Source organism: Brevibacillus sp. SIMBA_040, from assembly GCF_046535075.1.
Lineage (GTDB): Bacteria > Bacillota > Bacilli > Brevibacillales > Brevibacillaceae > Brevibacillus.
The window spans coordinates 211516-234343 of sequence record NZ_JAWRXI010000007.1 but is presented as its reverse complement, the minus strand read 5'-3'; the positions used below and the strand labels follow the sequence as shown (position 1 = coordinate 234343).

The window sequence follows — 22828 nt, the reverse complement described above, 5'->3', positions numbered from 1 at the left end:
ACTCTCTTGCAGGAATCGCATACCTTTCGTTTGACGATATAGAAGCATGTCAAGACCTGCTAGAGAAAAGATACCGCATGAATGTAAACGAAATATAAACGGGATAATACAGGAAGTCTGGAAATTTTCCTTTCCTTTTCGCAGGAAAATGGCTTCGGCGCTTTTTCTTCACTGATTTTGTATAGAAATGATGAATTTGGGGTAGAAGACGAGAAACAAATCGAGTATAATAGGGTCGTGATGAAGAAGAAACGAAACTATGTTTCATCTGATGAAACTCCAAGTAACAATAGGGAGGTTGTATACATTGGCTAACAAAGATGCTTACAAAGTAAAATCTTCCCTGCAGGTAGGCGACAAGTCTTTCGCGTATTATCGCCTGCAAGGATTGGAAGAACAAGGACTTGGTGATGTTTCCAAGCTGCCATTCTCCATTAAAGTTCTGCTTGAGGCGGCTGTACGTCAGTTCGACGGACGCGCGATCACTAAAGAACACGTACAACAACTCGCGACTTGGACAAAAGGCCGCGACGAAAACCAAGAAGTACCTCTCATGCCAGCTCGTATCGTACTTCAAGACTTCACTGGTGTACCGGCTGTAGTTGACCTCGCTGCGATGCGTATCGCGATGAAACGCGCTGGTGGAGATCCAAAACGAATCAACCCACTCGTACCAGTAGACCTCGTTATCGACCACTCCGTCATGGTAGATGATTTCGGTAACGCAGCTGCTCTGGACAACAATATGAAATTGGAATTCGAACGCAACCAAGAGCGCTACCGCTTCCTGCGTTGGGCACAAACTGCGTTTGACAACTTCCGTGCGGTTCCTCCGGCAACTGGTATCGTTCACCAAGTTAACCTGGAGTACCTCGCAACTGTAATCGCTACTCGCGAAGTAGACGGCGAGCTCGTTGCTTTCCCTGACTCTCTCGTAGGTACTGACTCCCACACCACTATGATCAACGGTCTTGGTGTTCTTGGTTGGGGTGTTGGTGGTATTGAGGCAGAAGCAGGAATGCTCGGTCAACCTCTATACTTCGTAACTCCAGAAGTTGTTGGCTTCAAACTGACTGGTACTCTGAGTGCTGGTGCGACTGCAACCGACCTCGCTCTGACTGTTACTCAAATGCTGCGTAAAAAAGGCGTTGTAGGTAAATTCGTTGAGTTCTACGGCCCTGGCTTGTCCAACATCTCGCTGGCTGATCGCGCAACCGTAGCTAACATGGCACCTGAATACGGCGCTACTATGGGCTTCTTCCCAGTAGACTCCGAAACGCTCAACTATATGCGTCAAACTGGTCGCGAAGAAGACCTCATCTCCTTGGTTGAAACTTACACCAAAGCACAAGGTCTCTTCCGTACAGACGCTACGCCAGACCCAGTATTCTCCGAAACATTGGAACTGGATCTGTCCACTGTAGTACCAAGCTTGGCTGGTCCAAAACGTCCACAAGACCGCGTAGAACTGACTGCTATGAAGGAATCCTTCAATAACAGCCTCGTAACACCGATCGACAAAGGTGGTTTTGGTCTCTCCGAGGAGAAAATCGCAGCCTCTGCAGATGTTACGTATGCAAACGGTGAAACAGCAACTGTGAAAACAGGATCTGTTGTTATCGCAGCGATCACTTCCTGTACCAACACATCAAATCCTAGCGTAATGCTGGGTGCAGGTATCCTGGCCAAAAAAGCCGTGGAAAAAGGCCTGACAAAACCTGCTTTCGTAAAAAGCTCTCTGGCTCCAGGTTCCCGCGTAGTTACGCAATACCTGACTGACGCTGGTCTGATCGATTCCTTGAACGCGATCGGCTTCAACGTGGTTGGTTATGGTTGCACCACTTGCATCGGTAACTCTGGTCCATTGCCAGAAGAAACCAGCAAAGCAATCGCTGACGAAGACCTGACTGTTGCAGCTGTACTTTCCGGTAACCGTAACTTTGAAGGCCGTATCCATGCACAGGTAAAAGCGAACTACCTCGCTTCTCCTCCATTGGTTATCGCTTATGCACTGGCGGGTACTGTTGATATCGACCTGACTACAGAGCCAATCGGTACTGGCAAAGACGGTCAGCCTGTATTCCTAAAAGACATCTGGCCAACTCCACAAGAGATCTCGGCAGCAATGGGTAAAGCAATGAACCCTGACTTGTTCCGTGCTGAGTACGGCCAAGTGTTCACACAAAACGAAGCTTGGAACAAAATCGACGTTCCTACTGGCGATCTCTATGAGTGGGATGAAAAATCCACGTACATCCAAGAACCGCCATTCTTCCAAAACCTGGCTGGCGAAATCGCAGCGATCGCAGACATCAAAACAGCGAACACCATCGCTCTGTTCGGTGACTCTGTGACAACTGACCACATCTCTCCAGCTGGTAACATCGCGCCAACTAGCCCAGCAGGTCTGTATCTGCAAGCAAACGGCGTAGAGCGCAAAGACTTCAACTCCTACGGCGCTCGTCGTGGTAGCCATGATGTTATGATGCGCGGTACATTCGCTAACATCCGTATCCGCAACCAAGTGGCTCCTGGCACTGAGGGCGGCGTAACCAAATACTTGCCAACTGACGAAGTTATGTCTATCTACGATGCTTCCATGAAGTATCAAGCAGATGGTACTCCACTCGTTGTATTGGCTGGTAAAGAGTACGGTACTGGTTCTTCCCGTGACTGGGCAGCAAAAGGTACTTTCCTCCTCGGCATCAAAGCGGTTATCGCTGAGAGCTTCGAGCGTATCCACCGTGCTAACCTGGTTGGTATGGGCGTTCTGCCTCTGCAATTCGCTGACGGCCAAAGCTGGAAGTCCCTTGGCATCGATGGTACTGAGTCCTTCAGCATCCTTGGTCTCTCCGACGATGTTCAACCTGGCCAACGCGTAAAAGTAGAAGCCACTCGCAAAGATGGCAGCACCTTCGAATTCGAAGTAATCGTGCGCCTCGACTCCATGGTAGACGTAGACTACTACCGCAATGGTGGTATTCTGCAAACGGTTCTTCGCCAACTGCTGGACGAAGGCAAACCTGTAACAACAAAGTAAGAGCTTGAAATAAGTTCGTAGCAGCACCCACCCAACGAAAAGGGCGGTCTTTCGAGAAATCGACAGACTGCCCTTTTGTTATTTAAGCCTACCAGATCATTTACCCGTAAAAAGCCAAGGCAAAAACCACCCTGAGGAATACAGGGTGGTTTCGTCTTGAAAGCAGCTTTGATTTGGGTGCCGTGTAGCTTTGGCTGTCAACTCACCTGCTGACTCGTACTGCTTTCGGAAAATTGACTGTTATACAAATCTGCGTAGAAGCCGTCTTGTTTAAGCAGCTCTTCATGATTGCCCTGCTCGATGACCGTTCCTTGATTCATGACCAGGATTAGATCCGCGTCACGAATGGTAGAAAGTCGGTGGGCGATGACAAAGGACGTTCTGCCTTCCATCAGTCCCTCCATTGCTTTTTGGATCAAGAGCTCTGTCCGTGTGTCTACACTACTCGTTGCCTCGTCGAGAATCAAAATTGTCGGATCAGCCAAAAAGGCACGGGCAATTGTCAAAAGCTGCTTCTGACCTTGTGAAATATTTGATGCTTCTTCATTCAACGTCGTTTCGTAGCCTTCTGGCAGAGTCCGTACGAAGTGATCCGCATGCGCTGCACGAGCCGCCTGCACAATCTCCTCATCGTTTGCTCCAGCCCGGCCGTAAGCGATATTTTCTTTGATCGTGCCGTTGAACAGCCACGTGTCTTGCAGAACCATCCCAAACTTACTTCTCAGCTCGCTGCGCGGCAGCTCGCGTATATCGGTTCCATCAATCGTGATTCTGCCCTCTCCAATCTCATAAAACCTCATGAGCAGGTTGACGAGGGTTGTTTTGCCGGCTCCGGTCGGTCCAACAATGGCCACTGTCATCCCCGGCTTCACATCGATATTCATATTTTGAATGAGTGGCTCGTTTTCTTTGTAGCCAAAAGAAACATTTTCAAATCGCACATGTCCTTCAAGCCCCTCAGCAGTAGCTGGCTTGGAATCAGTTGCCACATCTGTAGATTCTTCGGGCTCATCGAGTATCTCGAAGACTCGCTCTGCTGCCACGAGAGTGGACTGAATGATGTTTGCGATATTCGCAGTTTGTGTAATCGGCTGGGAAAACTGCTGAGCGTATTGGATAAAAGCCTGCACATCCCCGATCAAAATGCTGCCGCGGGTAACGAGCACACCACCGACCACACAAACGAGCACAAATCCGATGTTGCCGACAAACATCATAAGCGGCATCATGATCCCAGAGATGAATTGCGCCTTCCAGCCAGAGTTGTACAGCTTTTCATTGATCACTTCGAACTTCTCAATCGCCTGCTCTTCACGCCCGAACGCTTTTACGATCTTGTGCCCGGTGTACATTTCTTCGACGTGACCATTCATCTCGCCGATGGCCTGCTGTTGGCCCTTAAAATGCGGCATGGAGCGAGCAGCCACCTGCTTGATAACGACGAAGCTAAGCGGCAAGGTTACCAACAAAATGACTGTCATGAGTGGACTGATGGTCAGCATCATGACGATGACACCCACCAGAGTAATTACCGAGGTAATCATTTGCGTCAAGCTTTGCTGCAAAGTACCGCTAATCGTATCCACATCATTGACTACCCGGCTCATGACTTCCCCATGTGTTCGTCCATCAAAATATTTGAGTGGAAGTCTGGCTAGCTTCTCATTTGCTTCCTTGCGCAGTGCATAGACCGTCTTCTGTGCAATGCCAGCCATCAAAAACTGCTGCACATAGGCAAACAAGGAGGAAAAGAGATAGAGTCCAATCAAGGTCAGAATAATTTGCCAAACGGCACCAAAATCAAATGTTGCGCCTGGCACTCCCTTCAATTTCCCCATGAAGCCTTCAAAAATGGTCGTCGTGGCGTTCCCCAGCAATTTCGGACTGAGAATGCCAAAGACCGTGCTGAGTGCGGCTGCCAGGATCACAATCGTTAGCCGAAAGCGATACGGCTTCAAATAGCGAAGCAGACGTCGCAATGTTCCCTTGAAATTTTTTGCCTTTTGTCCAGGCATTGTCATCATTCCTGGCCCGCCAAAACCCATCGGTCTTTGCGCCCCAGATCCTCCACCAGGTCCAGGAGGTGTACGCCGCTGCTGCTCACTCATGCGATTTCCTCCTCCGTCAGCTGGGATTTGACGATCTCTTTGTAGACACTACAGGTATCCATTAATTCATGATGAGTGCCTTTGCCTACAATTTCGCCTTCCTCCAGCACGATAATCTGATCGGCATCCATGACGGTATTCACGCGCTGGGCAACGATGATGACGGTCGCTTCTTCTGTCTCGTTCTTCAGAGCTGCCCGCAGCTTGGCATCTGTTTTGAAATCCAGAGCAGAAAAGCTGTCATCAAAGACGTAAATCGCCGGCTTTCGAATGAGCGCTCGTGCAATGGACAGTCTTTGCTTTTGCCCACCTGACAGATTTGCTCCTCCTTGTGCCAACATCGTTTGGAGTCCGTCCTTCATCGCAGCGACAAAATCGGAAGCCTGCGCAGTCTGTAGTGCCTGCTCGACCTCCTCGTCCGTCGCCCCTTCATTTCCATAACGGACGTTGTCTGCGATCGTTCCTGTGAAAAGCAGCGCCTTTTGCGGGACAAAGCCAATGATGGAGCGAAGCGCACTTTGCGGCAGATCACGCACATCCATGTTCCCGATACGGACACTGCCACTTTCGACATCATAAAAGCGCGGGATCAAGCTGACGAGGGTAGACTTTCCTGAACCCGTACCACCAATAATCGCCGTCACCTGACCGGGCCTCGCAGTGAACGAGACAGAAGACAAGGCTGGCCTCTCTGCTCCCGGGTAACGGAATGTCACTTGATCAAAAATGACTTCTCCTGCCTCTCTGGCTTTTTTTGCTTCTGCCTGTTCTCTATCCAAAATGATAGGCTCTGTCGTCAGCACTTCGTGAATACGCAGCGCCGAAGCAGAAGCCCTCGGCACCATACTGAACATCATGGAAGCCATCATCAGCGAGAACAAAATTTGCATGGCATACTGCAAAAAGGCCATCAGATCACCGACCTGCATATGTCCGGTACTGATTCGTAGGCCACCAAACCAGATAATCGCAATCGAGGTCACGTTCATCATCAGCATCATGATTGGCATCATCGCCGCCATGATCTGATTCGCTTTGATCGCAGTCGCCGTGAGGTCTTGATTGGCCTGATCAAAACGTGCGCGCTCATGCTCGGTTCGATTAAAGGCACGTACGACACGGATTCCGGTCAAATATTCGCGCAACACTAAATTCAAACGGTCGATCTTGGTTTGCATCATCTTGAAATAAGGAATACCTTTCGACCCGATCAAGTAAATCGCCAAAGCCAGGATCGGGATCGCCCCAATAATGACAAGAGAAAGCTTGGCATCCTTGGATACCGCCATGATAATCCCACCGATACACATCATCGGTGCCATAACCATCATTCTCAGCATCATGTTAAGCACTTGCTGGACTTGCGTAATATCATTCGTCGTACGAGTAATGAGGGATGCCGTGCTGAGCTTATCGAACTCCTGCAAAGAAAAGCGCTCGATATGACGAAAAACACTGCTGCGCAGCCGCATCCCGAACCCTGAAGCTGCACGGGACGCCAGATAGCTGGCACAGACTGACAAGATGGCACCAACTGCAGATACGAGGAGCATGAATCCACCAATCCTCCATATATAAGCAGTGTCCTCCTTGACGATTCCTTCGTTGACGATATCTGACATCAACGTAGGAAGATACAGATTGGCAATCGATTGAAGCAGCACAAATACCATGGTCATGATGACCATATACCGGTAAGGCCGCAAAAAACGCAGTAATCGTAACACTCGAATCACCCTCCGGTACGGATTGGACTATGGGAACAAATTGTAACTGATCCATTCCTCCAGAGCAAGTGGTAGCCATCATTTTCCTACCTTCGTTCCAAGCCCTGCTTGAAAATTTAACACTGATGCGCTGTCAGTGATTACCCGTTCATTTTTTGCTTCATCTCCGCGAGCATTCGTCGCCGGGCAATGCGCGGATCGAGTTCTGGATTCATTACGTGCTGAACGTACTGTCTGGCACTAATCTCAATTTGCTCCTCTGTAGCCTGAACAGCTCCGTAAAAGGTGAAGAGTGGGAGCATCGTCATTCCTACTTGATTGGCAAAGGCTTGCAAGGGGCGCGTCAACTCACTGATTGTGTAGCCAATCAATCCACCCGCTTGATATGTTTCCTGCGTACCTCCGATAGAAATGGCGAGCACCAGCTCTTTTCCTGCTACTGCCTTTCCACCAGATCCAAATAACCAAGCTGTCGTGAACACTTCATCTAGCCACTGCTTCAACAGAGATGGTGTTCCATACCACTGAAACGGGAATTGCAGCACGAGGCGTTCGTGATTAGCTAGGAGCGCTTGCTCGTAATGGACATCTATTGCTTTATCGGCGTATGAGGCATACAATTCGTGCACGATTACATGCTCAGTATGCTTCGATAATTCCGCGACCCACCGTTTGTTGACGCGTGATTGCGGCAACTGTGGATGGGCAACGACAACGAGAGTTTTCATTTGAAATTCAGCTCCTTTTGTTTTTGACTGACACGAAAGTCAATTTTAAAAGCAAAAAAAATTACTCTGGTCTGATTACCAATAATGCTGAATCGATCACTTGCTCAAACAGCCCCTTGAGCTGCTCGTTGATCTCATGAGCTGTCGCCCCTTGGTCAGCGAGGTCTTGCTGTGTCTGGTCTAAATAATTCATTCCCTGTGATACGGCGCCCCAAAATTGCATGGCCATCAGACTAGCATCTCCAGCACGGATTGTCTTTTGCTCCATGCCTTTCTCCACAGCTTGTGTCATCGGCTGCAGGAAGCTCTTTACCCATTTGAACGGAGAAAATTGCTCCGCCGTATACAAGTAATGTACATCCAGGCTGATTCGCGTGAAAAAACGAGACACGGCTGGTTCTTCCAATACTTGTCGGCAAACGATTCGTGCATACGTATCGAACAGTTCAAATGCGGAGCCCTCTTGCTCGAAATGTGCTTTCGTAAATTGCTGTGTATTTTCCATTACATGCTCGAAAAGCTCTCGAAACAAGGTCTGCTTGTTTTTAAAATAGTGGTAGACTAATCCGCGCGCCAGACCAGCCCTCTGTGCAATCTCGCCAATCTCCGAGGCAGCATATCCTTTCTCTGCATAGACGTGAATCGCCGCCTGCAAAATTTCCTGCGTCCGCTGCTTACGGATCTCTTCATTTTGTTCTTTGGTACGTGGTGACATGATCTAGCCCTCATTTTTCATTGACATTCGTGTTAATCAAAAAGATACATGAAAATGGAACCTTTTGTCAATGACACATTTTATGAAACGAATACATGTTCTCCATCCCTTTTTGGCACCCTTATGAATGAGGAGGGATTGCAAATGGAACAGCAAAGCTTTGAACAAATATACGCCGATTACAAAAATGCCGGAGAGCAGCAAGCACTGGAGGAAAACGGTGGTACCACGCCTTCTCCTGATGCTTCCGGCAAAGAGCAAATTGTTGCCGTGCGAAAAAATGGCGATGGAGACTTGATCGCTTTCAAGACAAGCGCGGGGCGGGAGCTGGATTACGTCACTGCCTTGCAAGATGCAAAAGCGGGCAAGCTGGCACATGTGGACGTCTTTCATAAATACGGGCGAGACATTTTGCGAAGTGAGCCTGATGGCATCAAAGAAAACAATCTGGATAACCTGCCTACTTTTTAAATCGGTAAAAAGCAAATCAACAAATCCCACCTCCTTTATAACCAGGGTGGGATTTGCGCTGTTCCAGGACGTCTAGAATATTTTAGGGAAATGAGCAAAAAAATAGAGAGGAATGCAGAGGAGGCGAATCGATCCATGAGATTCAAACATACATATGCCATCGTGCTTCTTGTCCTGTTTTGTATGCTTGTCACGAGCTGTAAGACAAACACAAGCCCACCACTCCATCAGCAAAGCATGCCATCAGCGCCCTCTCCCAGCACATCTTCCGTACAGAAGCCGACTATTCTCATCCTGATTGATTCCTTGATGGACAAGCCGTTGCGCGAAGCAATTACCCAAGGTCGCGCTCCTGCTTTAGCGTATTTGTTTGCACACGGGCACTACTACCCACAAGTAGTAAGCTCCTTCCCTACCATGTCTGTCACGATTGACAGTACCTTGCTTACAGGCACCTACCCGAATCAGCATCGTATCCCTGGCCTATCGTGGTATAGCACAAAGGAAAAACGCATGATCTATTACGGTATGGGGCCAAAGGAAGGGCTAAAGATTGACCAGCCACAGGTGTTGCTGGACGCCGTTCATCACCTCAATCAGACCCATTTGAATCGGAAAACGAAAACAATCCACGAGGAAATGGCAGAGATGGGCAAGCATTCGGCTTCGATTAATGCTATCGTATGGCGAGGAAAAACAGATCACGTCTTGAAAATCCCACGCCTGATTTCCTTGAGCACGCCTTTGCCAGCGGAGCTAAAGGTGACTGGACCTGCACTCCTCTCCTACGCCACTTTTGCCCAGCTGAATCCGGATCAAAAAGAGCAGAGACGCATCTGGCGAAAGTACGGGATGAATGACGAGTTTTCCGCGCAAGAGGCAGCCTTTCTCATTTCTACTAACAAGCTGCCTCCGCTAACGATCACGTATTTTCCCGAAAACGATATGGAAGTGCATAAAAAAGGTCCAGCTACCATCGAAGGAATAGTGAAAGCTGACCAAGCCTTGCAGGTAGTTCTGAATGCCTTTGGTTCATGGGAACAGGCTGTAAATCAGGCAAGATGGGTTGTTATGGGTGATAGTGGACAAAGCGCTGTCCACCCTGATCGCCGGACAGCTACCATCGATCTACGGAGCCTTCTAAGTCCTTACCGTATTGCCAAAATCGGACAACCGATACAAAGGAAGGATCAGCTCGTGATCGCCACCAATGAACGAATGGCCTACATATACGCTCTCGATGCTCATCTGTCCCTGACTGATATGGTCAAGCGTTTGCAGAAGGAAGAGAGGTTCGACATCATCGCGGTAAAAGAAGGACAGAAAACCATCGTCACGGCTGGCAAGAGCAACAGTACCTTGTCTTATCGTCCTGGAGGTGCGATCAAGGACGACTACGGTCAGACGTGGACAATCTATGGAGATGACAAATTGCTTGATTTGACAATCCGCAATAACCATATCACGTATGGCAAGTATCCCGACGCATTGGCGAGACTCCATGGAGCAATGAACTCCCAGGAAGGCAGATACGCAATCGTTACCGTAAAACCAGGCTATGAATTGGTTACCGAGAGCTCTCCCACCCATCTCGGCGGCAGCGCACATGGCTCCCTGCACGAAACAGATTCACTTGTACCTTTGCTCGTAGTCGGAACCAAGACTCGCCCGCAAGCTTTGCGGATTGTCGATCTGAAAGACTGGCTGCTGCGTCTTGCGAACGAATAAATTCAGGTTTTGATGCTACGAATTCGTCAAACGTTCACGAGCTGTTTCCCGTCTACCTGTGGCAGGAACGAGCGTGCCGACCTTACCTAATCCATATGCAGGCATATTGACATAGACATTCTCATATTTTCCGGCTTCCACGAGATACGTCTCGTGGAAGATCCCTACCGTTCCATCAGACCCGATCGCTTGATTAAATTTTCGCCAGGCAGTCAAATGCTTGTGGCTATTTCGCGCATATTGCTCCAGATGTTCATAGGAGCGCCAATATTGAATCTGCGTGATCGTCCGCATGCTGATGCTCCCGCTATCCCCCAAGAAGCCCAGGTCCGGATTCTGATACAGCTCTTGCAGCATCCCTCCCATCGCCTTTGCTACCGGAACCCACTTGTGTACGGCAAGCAAGCGATTGATGCGCATCCCGATAATAAAAACGACGAATGATTCGTCCATTTCGGCAGTAAATCTTCCCCGCACGATTTTTGACATAGTGATCACCTACTTTAACAAGGATTTAAGATGCATTTCGTAAAATGACATAAAATCGCTGGCGCGAAACAAATGAGCAGACAAATAGGCACCGTAGAACATGGAGAACAGCAAGATGACAGCTTCCTCGTCACTTACACGCAAAGAAAGATGGCCATCCTCCCTCGCCTCCGCCACCGATTTTTTAAAAATGTCATAGAGCGATACCTCGGAAATCGCCGCCCTGTTCGCTTCTTCCGGAAACAGCAAATACAGCTCAGCTTCTGACAATGTCGGTACCCAGGGATGCATTTGCTGCTCCGATAAAAAACTGATCAAGCTAAGCATGATTCCGGGATACTTCTTGCCATCCTCTGTCACTTTCGCAAAAATGTAACGGATCGCCTCCAAGCCCCGCTTTGAGCTACTGGACAGCTCCAGGAAGCACTCCGCCTGCCAAATACTCATGAAGTAAGTCAACAAATCCTCTTTTTGCGGAAAAAATTTAAAGAAGGTAACCTTGGATACCTCTGCATGCTGACATATATCTTCCACAAGTACACGCCGAAAGGTACCCTCCCCTATGAGTTCGAGACACCCTTCCAGAAGAGCTAGCTTCGTTTTTGCTTTTTTCTTTTCGCGCAGTGAAATCATATCTGATGTCATGACCGTTTTCCTTTCGTTGGAATCCCCTTATGCTAATGATAGTAAATAAATTAACTGAAGTAAAGTATTTTATTTGAGTTCGTTTTTTATTTCTTTATTTCAAGTAGCCTTTGACGCCTAATCCCATACGATAGTGGAGAGCCCTTCGAAGGAGAAAATCACATGAGAATTTGTTTTTTTTGCAATCTCATCGAATTTAAGCCAAAGGGGAATGTTCTGCAGTTTTTTATTCTGCTACGGGCACTTGACCGAAAAGTGGCACAGCTGCCAGCACACGAGCAGGAGCAATATTCTTTAGACTGCGTCCTCCCCTTCCAGTTCCGTAATGGAATGGGTGGTTTTACGTTTCAGCACGTCCAGTTTTTCAAGTCGAATCATCCGATCGATGACATCATCCGTCGCGATCAAAAGAAAAGGTATGATTATATCTTCATCCGCGGACGTAACGAGGCAATCAAGCTTTTGGATAAAAGGCCTGCTCTGGGCTCGAAGCTGTTGTTTCTGGCGATTCAATACAATTTGAACGACCCGTACATCATGCGCAGACTCAACCGTATCTTCAAGCATGCACGGCTCGTTTTTTTCCAGACCGAGCCCAATGCCAATCGCTACCGAACTTATCAACTTCAAAAAGGCAACTACTCCAGTCAGGAGCTTGACCGCAAAATTCAGGTTCTCCCCCAGTTTGTTGAACCACCAAAGGACTCCCTGTCTGACCGACCTTCTACTGATCACCTCGATCTCATTTTGGCAGGCGTCATCCGTCCACGTTACGGGCTCGGTGTGGCTACAAAGGCGATTCGCTTGATCCGCAAAAATCATCCAAAGGCCAAGCTGCGTGTTCTGTATCCATCCATCGTGGGCAAATATCAGAAGAAGGCAAAAGCGCATCTGCGTACTCCAGGAGTGGTAGATCATGGGCAAAAATCGATGTGGGCAACCAAGAAGCTGATCCTGAAAAGCGGCATTGGCATCGCCTTGCTTTACGACACAACGAGTGATCAAAATCCGTCGCATTCCTACTTATCGCGTATTTTGGAGTACATGGCTCTCGGAGTCCCTGTCCTGACTACACGCACGATTGGGAACGTGGCGTTGCTCGGGGAAAACTACCCTCTGTTTGTCCTGGACGCGTATGACATTGCCGAGCAATACGAGAAGCTTTGCGATCGATTTTTTTATGAGGAGATGAGTCGCTACGTGTCTACTCGCGGTGAACGCTTCCTCGCCGATAATGCTGTGCAATCGTTTTGGGCTACATTGCAACATGAGTATGTGGTCGGACAGCTAGCAACCTAGACGTTAAAAAAAGCCAACACCCCCGAGAATACGGGAGCGTTGGCTTGCTTTTATTTCATCATTTTTCCCATGCGGTACGCTGCCTCCATAATATATGGCGCGTAATCGCTCATTTTTTCCGGGGTGAGACGATTTGATGGCCCCGAAGCAGCAATAGAAGCTACTAATTGTCCATTCCTGTTAAAAATGGGAGCAGCAACTGCAGCCGTCCCCAACTCCCGCTCTTCTACACTCGTAGCAAAGCCTTGCTGCTTGATTTGAGTCAGCTGCTCGACATAGACTTCTTTATTGACAAAATCCGGCCAGTCTTGATCATTTAACAGCTCCTGCAAAAAATATGGCTCGGCATACGCTACCAAAACCTTGCTGGATGCCCCTACTGCGAGTGGCATACGCGCACCAATTGGCGCCACCCTGCGAATGGGCTGCTTGCTTTGTACAGCCTGTATACGTATCCGCTCACTTCCATCACGTACATACAGACTGATTGTTTCTTCTACCAAATCCCGCAGCCGTTCCATCTCTGGCAAAAGCAATGTTGCAGGGTCGTCGTTATGAGTCAAATTTGCGGATAGCTCCCATATCCGAAAACCTAAGCGATATTTCTCCGTTTCGATATCCCGGATGAGAAATCCTTTGTTTTCCAACGTTGCCAATAATCGATGCACAGTGCTTTTATGCAGGGAGAGTCGGCTGGAAATCTCACTTAGCCCTAAGTCCGTGGAATCCGTAAAGCAGAGCAGGATATCCAAAGCCCGTTCGACGGCTCGAACGTTCGCTTTTTGTTCTTCCATCTGTTATTACACCTGCTTCCTGAATGAATCCGTCTGTTTCATCTGATGAAACAAATATGCTACTTTTCAGTATACGAAAAAATAAAGCATAGTAAAGAGTGAATCCGCAAAGAGAATACAAATCCTACCTATTTTTTCTGATGAGGACATTCCCACAAGCGCTGAAACGAACAGGACGTACATTAAGTAAAAGAGCGTTCTTGTTTCACATCACGATTGGGGGAATGACCTCAAGTGGCTAAAAAAAGTGAATCAAAGCTGACAAAGTATGCTGTGTTGCGTAAAAGCTCTGCTTTGGCTGGTACTTTGCCAAACACTCATCGTTTTTCCAAGCGTTCGCTGTACGAATTCCTGGACCGATACAAAAAAGTGATCGCCAAGCCCGCTTCTGGGCTCGGAGGAGCCGGCGTCATCCTGGTTACAGGTCGCAGTCACAGCAAGTACTGCGTTCAACATGGGATCAAACGCCGTACCACACATGGCAAAAAAGAAACCTACCGTTATTTACGTCAAAAAATCAAATCGAGTTACTTGGTCCAACGAGGAATCTCATTGGCACGCATCAATGGCTCTCCCTTTGATGTAAGGGTCATGGTACAAAGAAAGCCCGGTGGAGCTTGGGTGGTAACCGGCATGCTCGCAAAGGTAGCAGGCAGGGGCTATATCATCACCAATGTAAAAAGAAGTGGCGGCAAGGTTCTTCCACTCGCTACCGCCATCCGCCGTTCCACGATCAAAGGCGCCTCGGGGTCAGCCATCATGGCTCGTTTGCGACGGGTCGCCCTGCTTGCAGCACATCGGCTTGCCGGCTACTATACCCAGAAACGCTTCTTTGGACTGGATATGGGCATCGATTCAAGCGGCAAGGTTTGGATTATTGAAGCAAACCTGCGGCCTGACGTCACACTTTTTCTCAAGCTCCCTGACAAAACCATGTATCATACCATCGTCAACTATCGCAAATAAATGCCTTTGGCAAAGCCAAACTTCACTCTGCAAAAAAAGGGTAGCCGTCCAAAGCGGCTTCCCTTTTCCCTTATCTGCTGTTCCTAGAAATCGAAATTGTCCGGGTCTGGTCCAATTCGCTTGTTTTCATTCAAGGCACTGATTTTCTCTACATCCTCTGCGCTAAGCGTGAAGTCAAACACATCAGCGTTTTGACGAATGCGTTCAGGTGTAATGGATTTCGGAATGGTCACTACCTTATTTTCCAAGTCCCAGCGAATGACGATTTGGGCTGGAGACTTGCCATATTTTTGTCCCAATTCCACCAGCAGTGGATGGTCTAGATTTCCTTGCATCAGTGGGCTCCATGCTTCGAGCTGGATTTGACGCTCCTGGCAGTAAGCAAGCAGCTCTTTTTGGGTAAGCATTGGGTGATATTCCACCTGATTGACCACAGGTGTGATTTCGCTGTTCTGGCGCAATTCCTCCAGGTGATGGATGTTGAAATTGCTAACACCGATCGCGCGAACATATCCGTCACGATACAGCTTCTCCATTGCCTTCCATGTATCTACAAACTTGCCCTTTACCGGCCAGTGAACGAGGTACAAGTCCAGCGTATCGAGCCCCAGCTTTTTCATACTGGTATCAAAAGCCTTCAGCGTTGTCTCATAACCTTGATCTGCATTCCACACCTTGGTCGTGATGAACAACTGATCGCGATCGATTCCGGATTGGCGGATTCCTTCGGCTACACCTTCTTCATTCCCATAGACCGCTGCCGTGTCTACGCTACGGTAACCTGCTTCAATAGCAGAGCGGACTGCCACTGTTTCATTGCCTTCCTTTGCTTTCCATACACCCAGACCAAGCCACGGCATTTTGACGCCGTTATTCAATACCGAGCTATCTGTGATATGTGTTGCCATCCGATCTCCTCCCGACAAACGCTGATTTTATGTACGTACTTATCAAATTTTAACATAGATTACCTAGCATAGAAAACCAGGCTATGCCATGTCCTTTGGCACAGCCATTGCTTCTCTAGTATAGACGGTTCTTGTAGCTATCTTCCAGGCCTTCTGCTACCTCTTTTGCAGTTACTCCCGGCAGCTTCACATGGTCTGCCAAAATTTGCGATACATTCGGAGTAGTTCCTGCTGAAGGCCACGACTCCGGCTTCCATAGACCCGAGCGCATGAATGCTTTGGCACAATGCATAAAGCACTCTTCGACCTGCACTCCGATTCCGATCGTTGGCACTTTCCCTTTTACCGCCATCTTCTCTAGCAGCTCAGAATCGCGTACGATGCAGGCACGTCCATTGATTCGCAATGTTTCTTCTAGTGTTGGAATCATAAAAATGAGACCGATCTGCGGATTGGATAAAATATTGGAGATCGAATCCATACGTTTGTTTCCTGGACGTTCTGGAATGACGAGGTGGTTGTCGTCGATGATATGCACAAACCCGGGAGCATCTCCGCGTGGGGAAGCATCGCATTTCCCCTCTTCATTCGCTGTTGCGATGATGAGAAAAGGCGCTTGTGCGATAAAATTGCGAACATGGCTATCAATCTGTTTAATCGCTTTGTTCTGAACTAACTTGCTTGGTTCACCATACATTTCTCGAAGCTCACTCTCAGACGAGATTACTTCGCGGAATATTCCGAAACCAGTCATGGCAGACACCTCGATTTCTAGAGATCATAGTCGTATGTTTATCATACCATATTTTTTAGCCGGTCACTTCCCCTTGTCTGTCCAATGTGTTGGACGAACGAGTGACGACGGGAGCTTCGTGCTAGCATCCCCTTTTGCTGCACCCAACTGTGCTTGGGTGAGAAAAAGGCTTCCCGTAAGGTCTGCGCCCCGAATATCTGCATCTCGAAAATCCGCACCGATGAGATCAGCTACGCGCAAATCTGCTTCTCTGAGGTCAGCAGCTATCAAATAGGCACCTCGTAAATTGGTGTACCGCAGATCTGCCCCTTTGAGCTTGACCCCGATCAGATCGGCCCCTCGCCCGTAGTTTTTTTGACTTCCGAGCTGACCTTTGTGCTGCCTGCGGGCTTCATCGCGCACGAGCTCGCTTGTCCGCAGCAGCAGGACATTGACTTCTGCCCGGTGAGCAGCCACGTCAACTTTTAGCAGAGAGTCTGGAGGAAGCTGCGTGTATTGCTCCGTCTTGGCGAGTGCCTGACTCAGCTCACCGTGGATCTGACAGGCTTCTTCTCGCATAAGCGCTTCAGACAAGTACCAGAGTAGCTCATGGAGCTGCCACATGATGGGGAATACCTCGTACATTTGCTTCGCCGATCCTGGTGCCTCCCTCCAGTCCTTCCCACCGTAAGTTTCCTGTGACACCTTTTGTCCCGCCCCAAAGCAATCATAGACCGTACAGCCACGAAAGCCGATCTGCCGCAGGGTAGTATGTACACCACAGCGAAAGTCCGCTTGCAAGTTATGACAGGGCTGACCGGCTACTTTGTCTATTGCGAAGTCTACGGAAGCAGCAAACGGCAAGGCCACGCAGCACAAGCCAAAGCACTGCTCGCAATCTCCCCGTAAGTCACGACGATTCTTCGCTAAAACAGATCCTTCGTTTTCGCTATTCTGTTCCATTCTTCGTTCTCCTTTGTTCACAGATACCTTTTCTTTTCGGATTACCTATTACAATTCCTGTATGGTATTACTGAATATTTTATTTGTCAATCGAATCCGCAGCGAGATAGGAGCGACAAAAAAACTGCCCTTTTACAGGCAGTTTTTCAGATTACTTGGTTACTTTTCATGGAAAACTCGGCGGTTTTAACAGTGGATATGGATAGCCACTCACGCCAATCTCCCTCCCTTGGCTACGACAGCTCCGTTTTTCACTACCGTATCAACATGATTGATGCCATAGCGATATTGCAGCGTCATAAAGTCAGGTACATCAAAGATCGTGACATCAGCTTTTTTACCTGCTTCAATACTGCCGATTTCGTGGGCGCGGCGAATGGCATGGGCCGCATTGATCGTAGCGGCTGTCAATACTTCCGCAGGCGTCATTCCCATTTTCAGGCAGCCCAAATTCATAATCAGTGGTAGCGATACTGTCGGAGAAGACCCTGGATTGCAATCGGTCGAAATCGCTACCGCTACACCCGCGTCAATCATTTTTCGTCCATTTGCCGACTCCGCCATCAGGAAAAAAGCAGTCCCTGGCAGCAGCACAGCGATTACGCCTGCTTTTGCCATCATCTGAATCCCGCGATCCGATGCACGCAATAGATGGTCGGCGGATACAGCGCCAATCGTTGCTGCCATCTCCGCTCCTTCATACGGCTCGATTTCGTCCGCATGAATCTTCGGGAGCAGACCATGTTTTGCCCCTGCTTCGAGAATTCGTTTGGACTGCTCCGGGGTAAATACACCGCGCTCGCAAAAAACGTCATTAAACTCTGCAAGCTGGCGCCTCGCCACTTCCGGAATCATTTCGCCAATAACCAGCTCGATAAATGCCTCCGGGTCCTCGCGATATTCACGCGGAACGGCATGAGCACCCATGAAGGTGCTGACAATATCAATCGGATGTGCATCGTGCAGCTGTTTGGCTACCTCCAGCTGCTTGATTTCGTCAGCAAGAGTCAGTCCATACCCGCTTTTTGCCTCGACGGTTGTAACGCCATGCAGCAGAAACTGATCCAGCCTGCGCTTGCTCTGCGTAAACAGCTCCTCATGAGTCGCCTTTCTGGTCGCTGCCGTAGTAGAGTGAATCCCTCCACCATTGTTCATGATTTCCATATAAGTAGCGCCATTTAGCCGCATATTGAATTCGTTTTCCCTGCTGCCCGCATGCACCAGATGCGTATGCGGATCAACCAGACCAGGAGTGACAAGCTTGTCTGTGGCGTCGATGATTTGCGCCTCATGAGCACGCTCATGGTATACCTCCGCCAGCTCCTCATCTGTCCCGACCCGCTGAATGACTCCTTCTTCCAGCCAAACACTTCCATTTTCGATAATAGACAGCTCATTCATCCGCTCACCGACTACAGGTGCCTTTGAACCGCCAGCCAGTGTAGCAAGCTGGCTGGCATGGCGAATCCATACAGGTTTGGTCATGGCTCTTACTCCTTCATCATTGGAATATGGACGCCTTTTTCCTTGGCGGTCTGAATAGCCAGATCGTAGCCGGCATCCACGTGACGGACGATGCCCATTCCAGGATCAGTAGTCAATACGCGCTCCAGGCGACGTGCTGCTTCTGGCGTACCGTCAGCAACGATGACCATCCCTGCATGCAAAGAGTAGCCCATTCCTACACCGCCTCCATGGTGAACAGAAACCCAGCTTGCGCCACCTACTGCATTGACCATTGCATTGAGGATCGGCCAGTCTGCTACTGCATCACTGCCATCCTTCATCGCTTCTGTTTCGCGATTCGGCGATGCAACCGACCCGGAATCTAAATGATCGCGTCCGATCACAATCGGTGCCTTCAATTCGCCACGTGCCACCATGTCATTGATGATTTGACCAAAACGCGCACGCTCCCCATAGCCCAGCCAGCAAATACGCGAAGGCAGCCCCTGGAACTGAATGCGTTCTTGTGCCATCCGAATCCAGTTGCACAGATGCGTATTATACGAAAACTCGCGCAGGATGACCTCATCTGTTTTGTAAATATCCTCAGGATCACCGGAGAGCGCTACCCAGCGGAATGGCCCCTTGCCCTCGCAAAATTGCGGACGAATATAGGCAGGTACAAAGCCTGGAAAGCGAAATGCTTCCTCTACCCCTTCGTTTTTTGCCACCTGACGGATGTTATTTCCGTAGTCAAACGTGATCGCTCCCTTTTCTTGCAGTGCAAGCATGGCGCGAACGTGCTCGGCGATGCTTGCTTTCGAACGGGCTTCATACTCTTTAGGATCACTGCTTCTCAGCTGCGCTGCTTCCTCCAGGCTCATACCAACCGGGATATAACCATTCAGAGGATCATGCGAGGAGGTTTGATCTGTCAAAACATCCGGGATAAAATTGCGTGCCAGCATCTCTTTCAATACTTCTGCCGCATTTCCTAACAGGCCGATGGAGATACCCTTTTTCTCACGTTTCGCCGCTTCTGCCAGTCGGATAGCCTCATCCAGACTTTCGGTCATCTCATCCAAATATCTGGTGTCCAGTCGACGCTGGATTCGTGTGCGGTCTACCTCGATATTAATGCTCACTCCGCCATTGAGAGATACGGCAAGCGGCTGTGCTCCGCCCATACCACCCAAACCTGCTGTAACTGTGATCGTCCCTGCTAGTGTTCCTTCAAAATGCTGTCTGGCACATTCTGCAAAAGTCTCATATGTCCCTTGTACAATGCCTTGGCTGCCGATGTAAATCCAGCTTCCAGCGGTCATTTGCCCGTACATCATCAAGCCTTTTTTGTCGAGCTCGTGAAAATGCTCCCAATTCGCCCACGCTGGAACGAGATTGGAGTTAGCCAAAAGAACTCGCGGTGCATCTGTATGTGATTTAAATACCGCCACCGGCTTGCCGGATTGGATCAATAACGTTTCGTCACTCTCTAAGTTTTTCAATGTTTCGACAATAGCATCGAAGCATTCCCAGTTGCGTGCCGCCTTCCCGATTCCTCCGTATACGACCAGGTCATCGGTTCGCTCTGCTACATCAGGATTCAGGTTATTTAACAGCATTCGCAGCGCTGCTTCCTGCACCCAGCCCTTTGTATGCAGCTCGGTACCAGAATACGATTGAATCATTTGCTGAATAGTTTGCGTTTTCGTCATGAATTCCACCTGCTTTTCTCCAGATTGAATAGCTTATATCTAGTATAGAAAAGCGAAACGATACAAAAAAGGCACCACTTTTTCGATTTGGTGCCACTTCTTTCGGTACGAATCGGATCAACAGATCACTTCATTAGAAATTTTCTCTTTTTTTTCGATTTCTATCTTTTCTTTTGATTTCGAAACAGACGTGGAGTTGTACCCGTCTTTTCCTTGAATATTTTGCTGAAATAATTGGCGTTTACAAAGCCAGTTTGTTGCGCAATCTCTCCGATGGACAAGGAGGTCTCCATCAAGAGGCGACTCGCTTCCTTTACGCGTAGCGCAGTCAGCAACTGCCGGAAGGAAACGCCCTGCTTCTGAGCGAACAGCGTACTGAAATAGGCAGGACTGCGATCGACGTGACGTGCGACATCCTCCAGGCGCAGATCAGAATCGGAATAACGTCTCTCCATGTAACGAATAGCTTGTTCGATGACATCCAGTCTGACCTCATCTCGCTGATTTTGAACCAGGTCCATCAGCGCTTGAATAAACAACAGGAGCTCCACAACAATCCGGTATAGAATTGGCGAATACAGGATGGTCTCAAACACCTTGTGGTACTCCCTCTCCAGCTCTCCCTGATCCAGCCCATGAGATTTCATATAGCGTCGCACCTGTGCGAGTATACTCGTCAAACGAATCCGCAATAGGCCTGGCTCAGGAAAAGGCTCTTCTTTATAGGAAAAGTGCTTATACATCCACTGCTTCAGCTCTTCCGGATCGCCTCCATGCAGCATGTCTACCCACAGGCGCTGTTCCGACGGAGTCAAAAAAGGATCGATCGTCGCCCAATCAAGCTGATTCTCCACTACCCAAAGCTGCCTATACCCTTTAAAAAAGCGGATAGACAAAGCCTCACTCGCTTCTTTATATTTCTCATACAAGCTTTGTTCCCGCTCCTGTGAATCATACATCACCAGAAATAGGGAGGAATTCCCCGTTGTCTCCCAATCCATCAATAGACGCTTAGCTGTTTGCTGCAGAAGGGCCGATGCTTCAGGATCATCTACAGAAAACACACCTACGATTACATCGCTTGTCGGAAGCAGGATGGGCTTGTCTCGAAAAGGATACTCCTCAAAAAAGCGAAGAAGCTCCGGGTGACGCATTGGGTCCTCCAGTTGCGCAAGCATCAACGCGTATGCGCTCCCCTGCAAAGGACGAGGAAAAAACAGATCCTGATACGATACCTCTCTGACTCCGCCAGTCGCACCACTCTCCTCCTGATTCAGCTGGTTGCGTCTGCTCCTCTCCTGACAACAGCGGGTCAAAACACGTCTGATATACTCGGGCGTTTGGGGTTTCATCCATAAATCCCGTGCATTCAGCTCTATTCCTTGCATCGCGCGTTCAAAGGTAGCTTCTGCTGTCGTAACCAGTACTGTAGGCTTATACTGCTCCACCAACAGCTTGAGCCGCTCCCATTGACCTTTTCCGATCATATCCAATTCGAGGCAGATCACATCCGGTGTCTGGGATTCCATCAGTTGAAATACTTCTGCCATCGTCCCCGCAGAGAGCACTTTTTTATACGGAATTGCACAGCTAGATACGAGCCAGCCCATTCCTGTCCGTTCATTCGGATCACGGTCGGCAATCATGATGCTTGGCATGGACAGCCCCTCCTTTGCAATGCCAGAAGATTTAGCCGAAAAGAGGTACAAAACTCTATTCGTAGAAACAAAGGTTGCCCGCAATTGGACAACCTTGTTTGATAAAGATTTCTATGATTTAAAAGGATTTTCAATCATTGTTCCCATGATGTGATCAACCGGAATAAATCCGAGTTCCCGCGAATCCGTACTGTGATTGCGATTATCTCCCATCACGAAGATGTGGTTTTCAGGTACAGTCAGCTTTCCGTCTGCGACGAATTGCATCGTTTCCTTAATGTATGGCTCCTCCAAAGCACTGCCGTTACGGAAAACCTTGTTGTCCTTGAATTCAAGCACGTCTCCTGGTTTTCCGATGACACGTTTGACGTACATGGAGTGATCTTCTTGTGTTCCTGTCAAGAGAGACACGAGCGGGTGACTGGTGAGGTCGTCCATAAAGGAGCGCTCTCTTTGTACGCGACTGTCAATGACAACGATATCCCCATAATTTGGTAGATAAGAAAACGTATGTGAAAGTTTTGACACGTAAATTCGCTGTTCATCTTGCAAGGTAGGATCCATGGAATGACCATCAACCTTATATGGTTGGAATACAAAGATTCCCAAGACCAGGGCAAAAGCTACTGCAAAGGCAATCGAACGAACCCATCCCATAATCTCTTTCACTCTCATTTGACACTCCTCTCATTACC

At 48.8% G+C, this 22828-nt stretch carries 19 protein-coding genes; 5 read left to right on the top strand and 14 right to left on the bottom strand.

All coding sequences use genetic code 11. The features are described from left to right. Nucleotides 1-307: 307 nt before the first annotated feature. Complete coding sequence (acnA, locus tag SB752_RS14105; protein WP_410716260.1) at nt 308-3040, top strand: aconitate hydratase AcnA; 2733 nt, start codon at nt 308-310, stop codon at nt 3038-3040. 197 nt (nt 3041-3237) lie between these two features. On the opposite strand, the gene SB752_RS14100 is transcribed toward acnA, so the two are convergent. The 4 genes from SB752_RS14100 to SB752_RS14085 all read right to left on the bottom strand — a co-directional run bounded on the left by SB752_RS14100 (nt 3238) and on the right by SB752_RS14085 (nt 8318). Next, nucleotides 3238-5148 (bottom strand): ABC transporter ATP-binding protein, encoded by a 1911-nt coding sequence (locus tag SB752_RS14100; RefSeq protein ID WP_410716259.1) that lies wholly within the window; start codon nt 5146-5148, stop codon nt 3238-3240. Continuing rightward, nucleotides 5145-6875: an ABC transporter ATP-binding protein gene (locus tag SB752_RS14095; protein WP_410716258.1), complete on the bottom strand. Its 1731-nt coding sequence runs from the start codon at nt 6873-6875 to the stop codon at nt 5145-5147. Before SB752_RS14095 ends, SB752_RS14100 begins: the two co-directional genes overlap by 4 nt. A gap of 140 nt (nt 6876-7015) precedes the next feature. Next, a complete protein-coding gene (locus SB752_RS14090; protein ID WP_410716257.1) occupies nt 7016-7603 on the bottom strand; it encodes an NAD(P)H-dependent oxidoreductase in 588 nt (195 codons plus the stop codon). Between the two features lie 61 nt (nt 7604-7664). After that, complete coding sequence (locus SB752_RS14085) at nt 7665-8318, bottom strand: TetR/AcrR family transcriptional regulator (protein ID WP_410716256.1); 654 nt, start codon at nt 8316-8318, stop codon at nt 7665-7667. Nucleotides 8319-8462: 144 nt separating this feature from the next. On the opposite strand from SB752_RS14085, the gene SB752_RS14080 reads away from it, so the two are divergent. Together SB752_RS14080 and SB752_RS14075 are read left to right on the top strand one after the other, a co-directional pair. Continuing rightward, nucleotides 8463-8789, top strand: coding sequence for a DUF3892 domain-containing protein (locus SB752_RS14080; protein WP_410716255.1), 327 nt, complete (start codon nt 8463-8465; stop codon nt 8787-8789). 135 nt (nt 8790-8924) lie between these two features. Beyond that, complete coding sequence (locus SB752_RS14075; protein WP_410716254.1) at nt 8925-10517, top strand: alkaline phosphatase family protein; 1593 nt, start codon at nt 8925-8927, stop codon at nt 10515-10517. Nucleotides 10518-10532: 15 nt separating this feature from the next. Here the strand turns inward: SB752_RS14075 and SB752_RS14070 are convergent, their stop codons facing one another. Both SB752_RS14070 and SB752_RS14065 read right to left on the bottom strand, forming a co-directional pair. Then, nucleotides 10533-11006: a DUF4188 domain-containing protein gene (locus tag SB752_RS14070; protein ID WP_410716253.1), complete on the bottom strand. Its 474-nt coding sequence runs from the start codon at nt 11004-11006 to the stop codon at nt 10533-10535. Between the two features lie 9 nt (nt 11007-11015). Further along, a complete protein-coding gene (locus SB752_RS14065; RefSeq protein ID WP_410716252.1) occupies nt 11016-11651 on the bottom strand; it encodes a TetR/AcrR family transcriptional regulator in 636 nt (211 codons plus the stop codon). A 162-nt stretch (nt 11652-11813) separates the two neighbouring features. Between SB752_RS14065 and SB752_RS14060 the strand changes: the two genes are divergently transcribed. Further along, nucleotides 11814-12950, top strand: a complete 1137-nt coding sequence (locus SB752_RS14060) for a glycosyltransferase family protein (RefSeq protein WP_410716251.1) — start codon at nt 11814-11816, stop codon at nt 12948-12950. Nucleotides 12951-13000: 50 nt separating this feature from the next. Here SB752_RS14060 and SB752_RS14055 read toward each other — a convergent pair whose 3' ends face one another. Further along, nucleotides 13001-13744 (bottom strand): IclR family transcriptional regulator, encoded by a 744-nt coding sequence (locus SB752_RS14055; protein ID WP_103110385.1) that lies wholly within the window; start codon nt 13742-13744, stop codon nt 13001-13003. Nucleotides 13745-13978: 234 nt separating this feature from the next. Here SB752_RS14055 and SB752_RS14050 point away from each other — a divergent pair, with 234 nt between their 5' ends. Continuing rightward, nucleotides 13979-14710, top strand: a complete 732-nt coding sequence (locus SB752_RS14050) for a YheC/YheD family protein (RefSeq protein ID WP_410716250.1) — start codon at nt 13979-13981, stop codon at nt 14708-14710. A gap of 83 nt (nt 14711-14793) precedes the next feature. Here the strand turns inward: SB752_RS14050 and SB752_RS14045 are convergent, their stop codons facing one another. The 7 genes from SB752_RS14045 to lepB form a co-directional block, all read right to left on the bottom strand. Then, nucleotides 14794-15618: an aldo/keto reductase gene (locus SB752_RS14045; protein ID WP_103110387.1), complete on the bottom strand. Its 825-nt coding sequence runs from the start codon at nt 15616-15618 to the stop codon at nt 14794-14796. 115 nt (nt 15619-15733) lie between these two features. Beyond that, the gene (locus SB752_RS14040; RefSeq protein WP_410716249.1) at nt 15734-16372 is read right to left on the bottom strand and encodes a pyridoxamine 5'-phosphate oxidase family protein; all 639 of its coding nucleotides are present in this window, start codon (nt 16370-16372) and stop codon (nt 15734-15736) included. Nucleotides 16373-16435: 63 nt separating this feature from the next. Beyond that, nucleotides 16436-17314 (bottom strand): pentapeptide repeat-containing protein, encoded by an 879-nt coding sequence (locus SB752_RS14035; RefSeq protein ID WP_410716248.1) that lies wholly within the window; start codon nt 17312-17314, stop codon nt 16436-16438. A gap of 210 nt (nt 17315-17524) precedes the next feature. Next, nucleotides 17525-18799 (bottom strand): imidazolonepropionase, encoded by a 1275-nt coding sequence (hutI, locus tag SB752_RS14030; protein ID WP_410716247.1) that lies wholly within the window; start codon nt 18797-18799, stop codon nt 17525-17527. Nucleotides 18800-18804: 5 nt separating this feature from the next. Continuing rightward, nucleotides 18805-20475: a urocanate hydratase gene (hutU, locus tag SB752_RS14025; protein ID WP_410716246.1), complete on the bottom strand. Its 1671-nt coding sequence runs from the start codon at nt 20473-20475 to the stop codon at nt 18805-18807. 161 nt (nt 20476-20636) lie between these two features. After that, nucleotides 20637-22133 (bottom strand): helix-turn-helix domain-containing protein, encoded by a 1497-nt coding sequence (locus SB752_RS14020; protein WP_410716245.1) that lies wholly within the window; start codon nt 22131-22133, stop codon nt 20637-20639. Nucleotides 22134-22244: 111 nt separating this feature from the next. Continuing rightward, nucleotides 22245-22802 (bottom strand): signal peptidase I, encoded by a 558-nt coding sequence (gene lepB / locus SB752_RS14015; protein ID WP_410716343.1) that lies wholly within the window; start codon nt 22800-22802, stop codon nt 22245-22247. Nucleotides 22803-22828 lie beyond the last annotated feature (26 nt).

Bases quoted from the DNA above. Each gene is read 5' to 3' on its own strand.
- SB752_RS14075 (WP_410716254.1), top strand. From the start codon at position 8,925: ATGAGATTCAAACATACATATGCCATCGTGCTTCTTGTCCTGTTTTGT.
- SB752_RS14070 (WP_410716253.1), bottom strand. From the start codon at position 11,006: ATGTCAAAAATCGTGCGGGGAAGATTTACTGCCGAAATGGACGAATCA.
- SB752_RS14040 (WP_410716249.1), bottom strand. From the start codon at position 16,372: ATGACTGGTTTCGGAATATTCCGCGAAGTAATCTCGTCTGAGAGTGAG.
- SB752_RS14080 (WP_410716255.1), top strand. From the start codon at position 8,463: ATGGAACAGCAAAGCTTTGAACAAATATACGCCGATTACAAAAATGCC.
- SB752_RS14085 (WP_410716256.1), bottom strand. From the start codon at position 8,318: ATGTCACCACGTACCAAAGAACAAAATGAAGAGATCCGTAAGCAGCGG.
- SB752_RS14060 (WP_410716251.1), top strand. From the start codon at position 11,814: ATGAGAATTTGTTTTTTTTGCAATCTCATCGAATTTAAGCCAAAGGGG.
- SB752_RS14055 (WP_103110385.1), bottom strand. From the start codon at position 13,744: ATGGAAGAACAAAAAGCGAACGTTCGAGCCGTCGAACGGGCTTTGGAT.
- SB752_RS14020 (WP_410716245.1), bottom strand. From the start codon at position 22,133: ATGCCAAGCATCATGATTGCCGACCGTGATCCGAATGAACGGACAGGA.
- SB752_RS14090 (WP_410716257.1), bottom strand. From the start codon at position 7,603: ATGAAAACTCTCGTTGTCGTTGCCCATCCACAGTTGCCGCAATCACGC.
- hutU (WP_410716246.1), bottom strand. From the start codon at position 20,475: ATGACGAAAACGCAAACTATTCAGCAAATGATTCAATCGTATTCTGGT.
- SB752_RS14100 (WP_410716259.1), bottom strand. From the start codon at position 5,148: ATGAGTGAGCAGCAGCGGCGTACACCTCCTGGACCTGGTGGAGGATCT.
- hutI (WP_410716247.1), bottom strand. From the start codon at position 18,799: ATGACCAAACCTGTATGGATTCGCCATGCCAGCCAGCTTGCTACACTG.
- SB752_RS14065 (WP_410716252.1), bottom strand. From the start codon at position 11,651: ATGACATCAGATATGATTTCACTGCGCGAAAAGAAAAAAGCAAAAACG.
- SB752_RS14035 (WP_410716248.1), bottom strand. From the start codon at position 17,314: ATGGAACAGAATAGCGAAAACGAAGGATCTGTTTTAGCGAAGAATCGT.
- SB752_RS14045 (WP_103110387.1), bottom strand. From the start codon at position 15,618: ATGGCAACACATATCACAGATAGCTCGGTATTGAATAACGGCGTCAAA.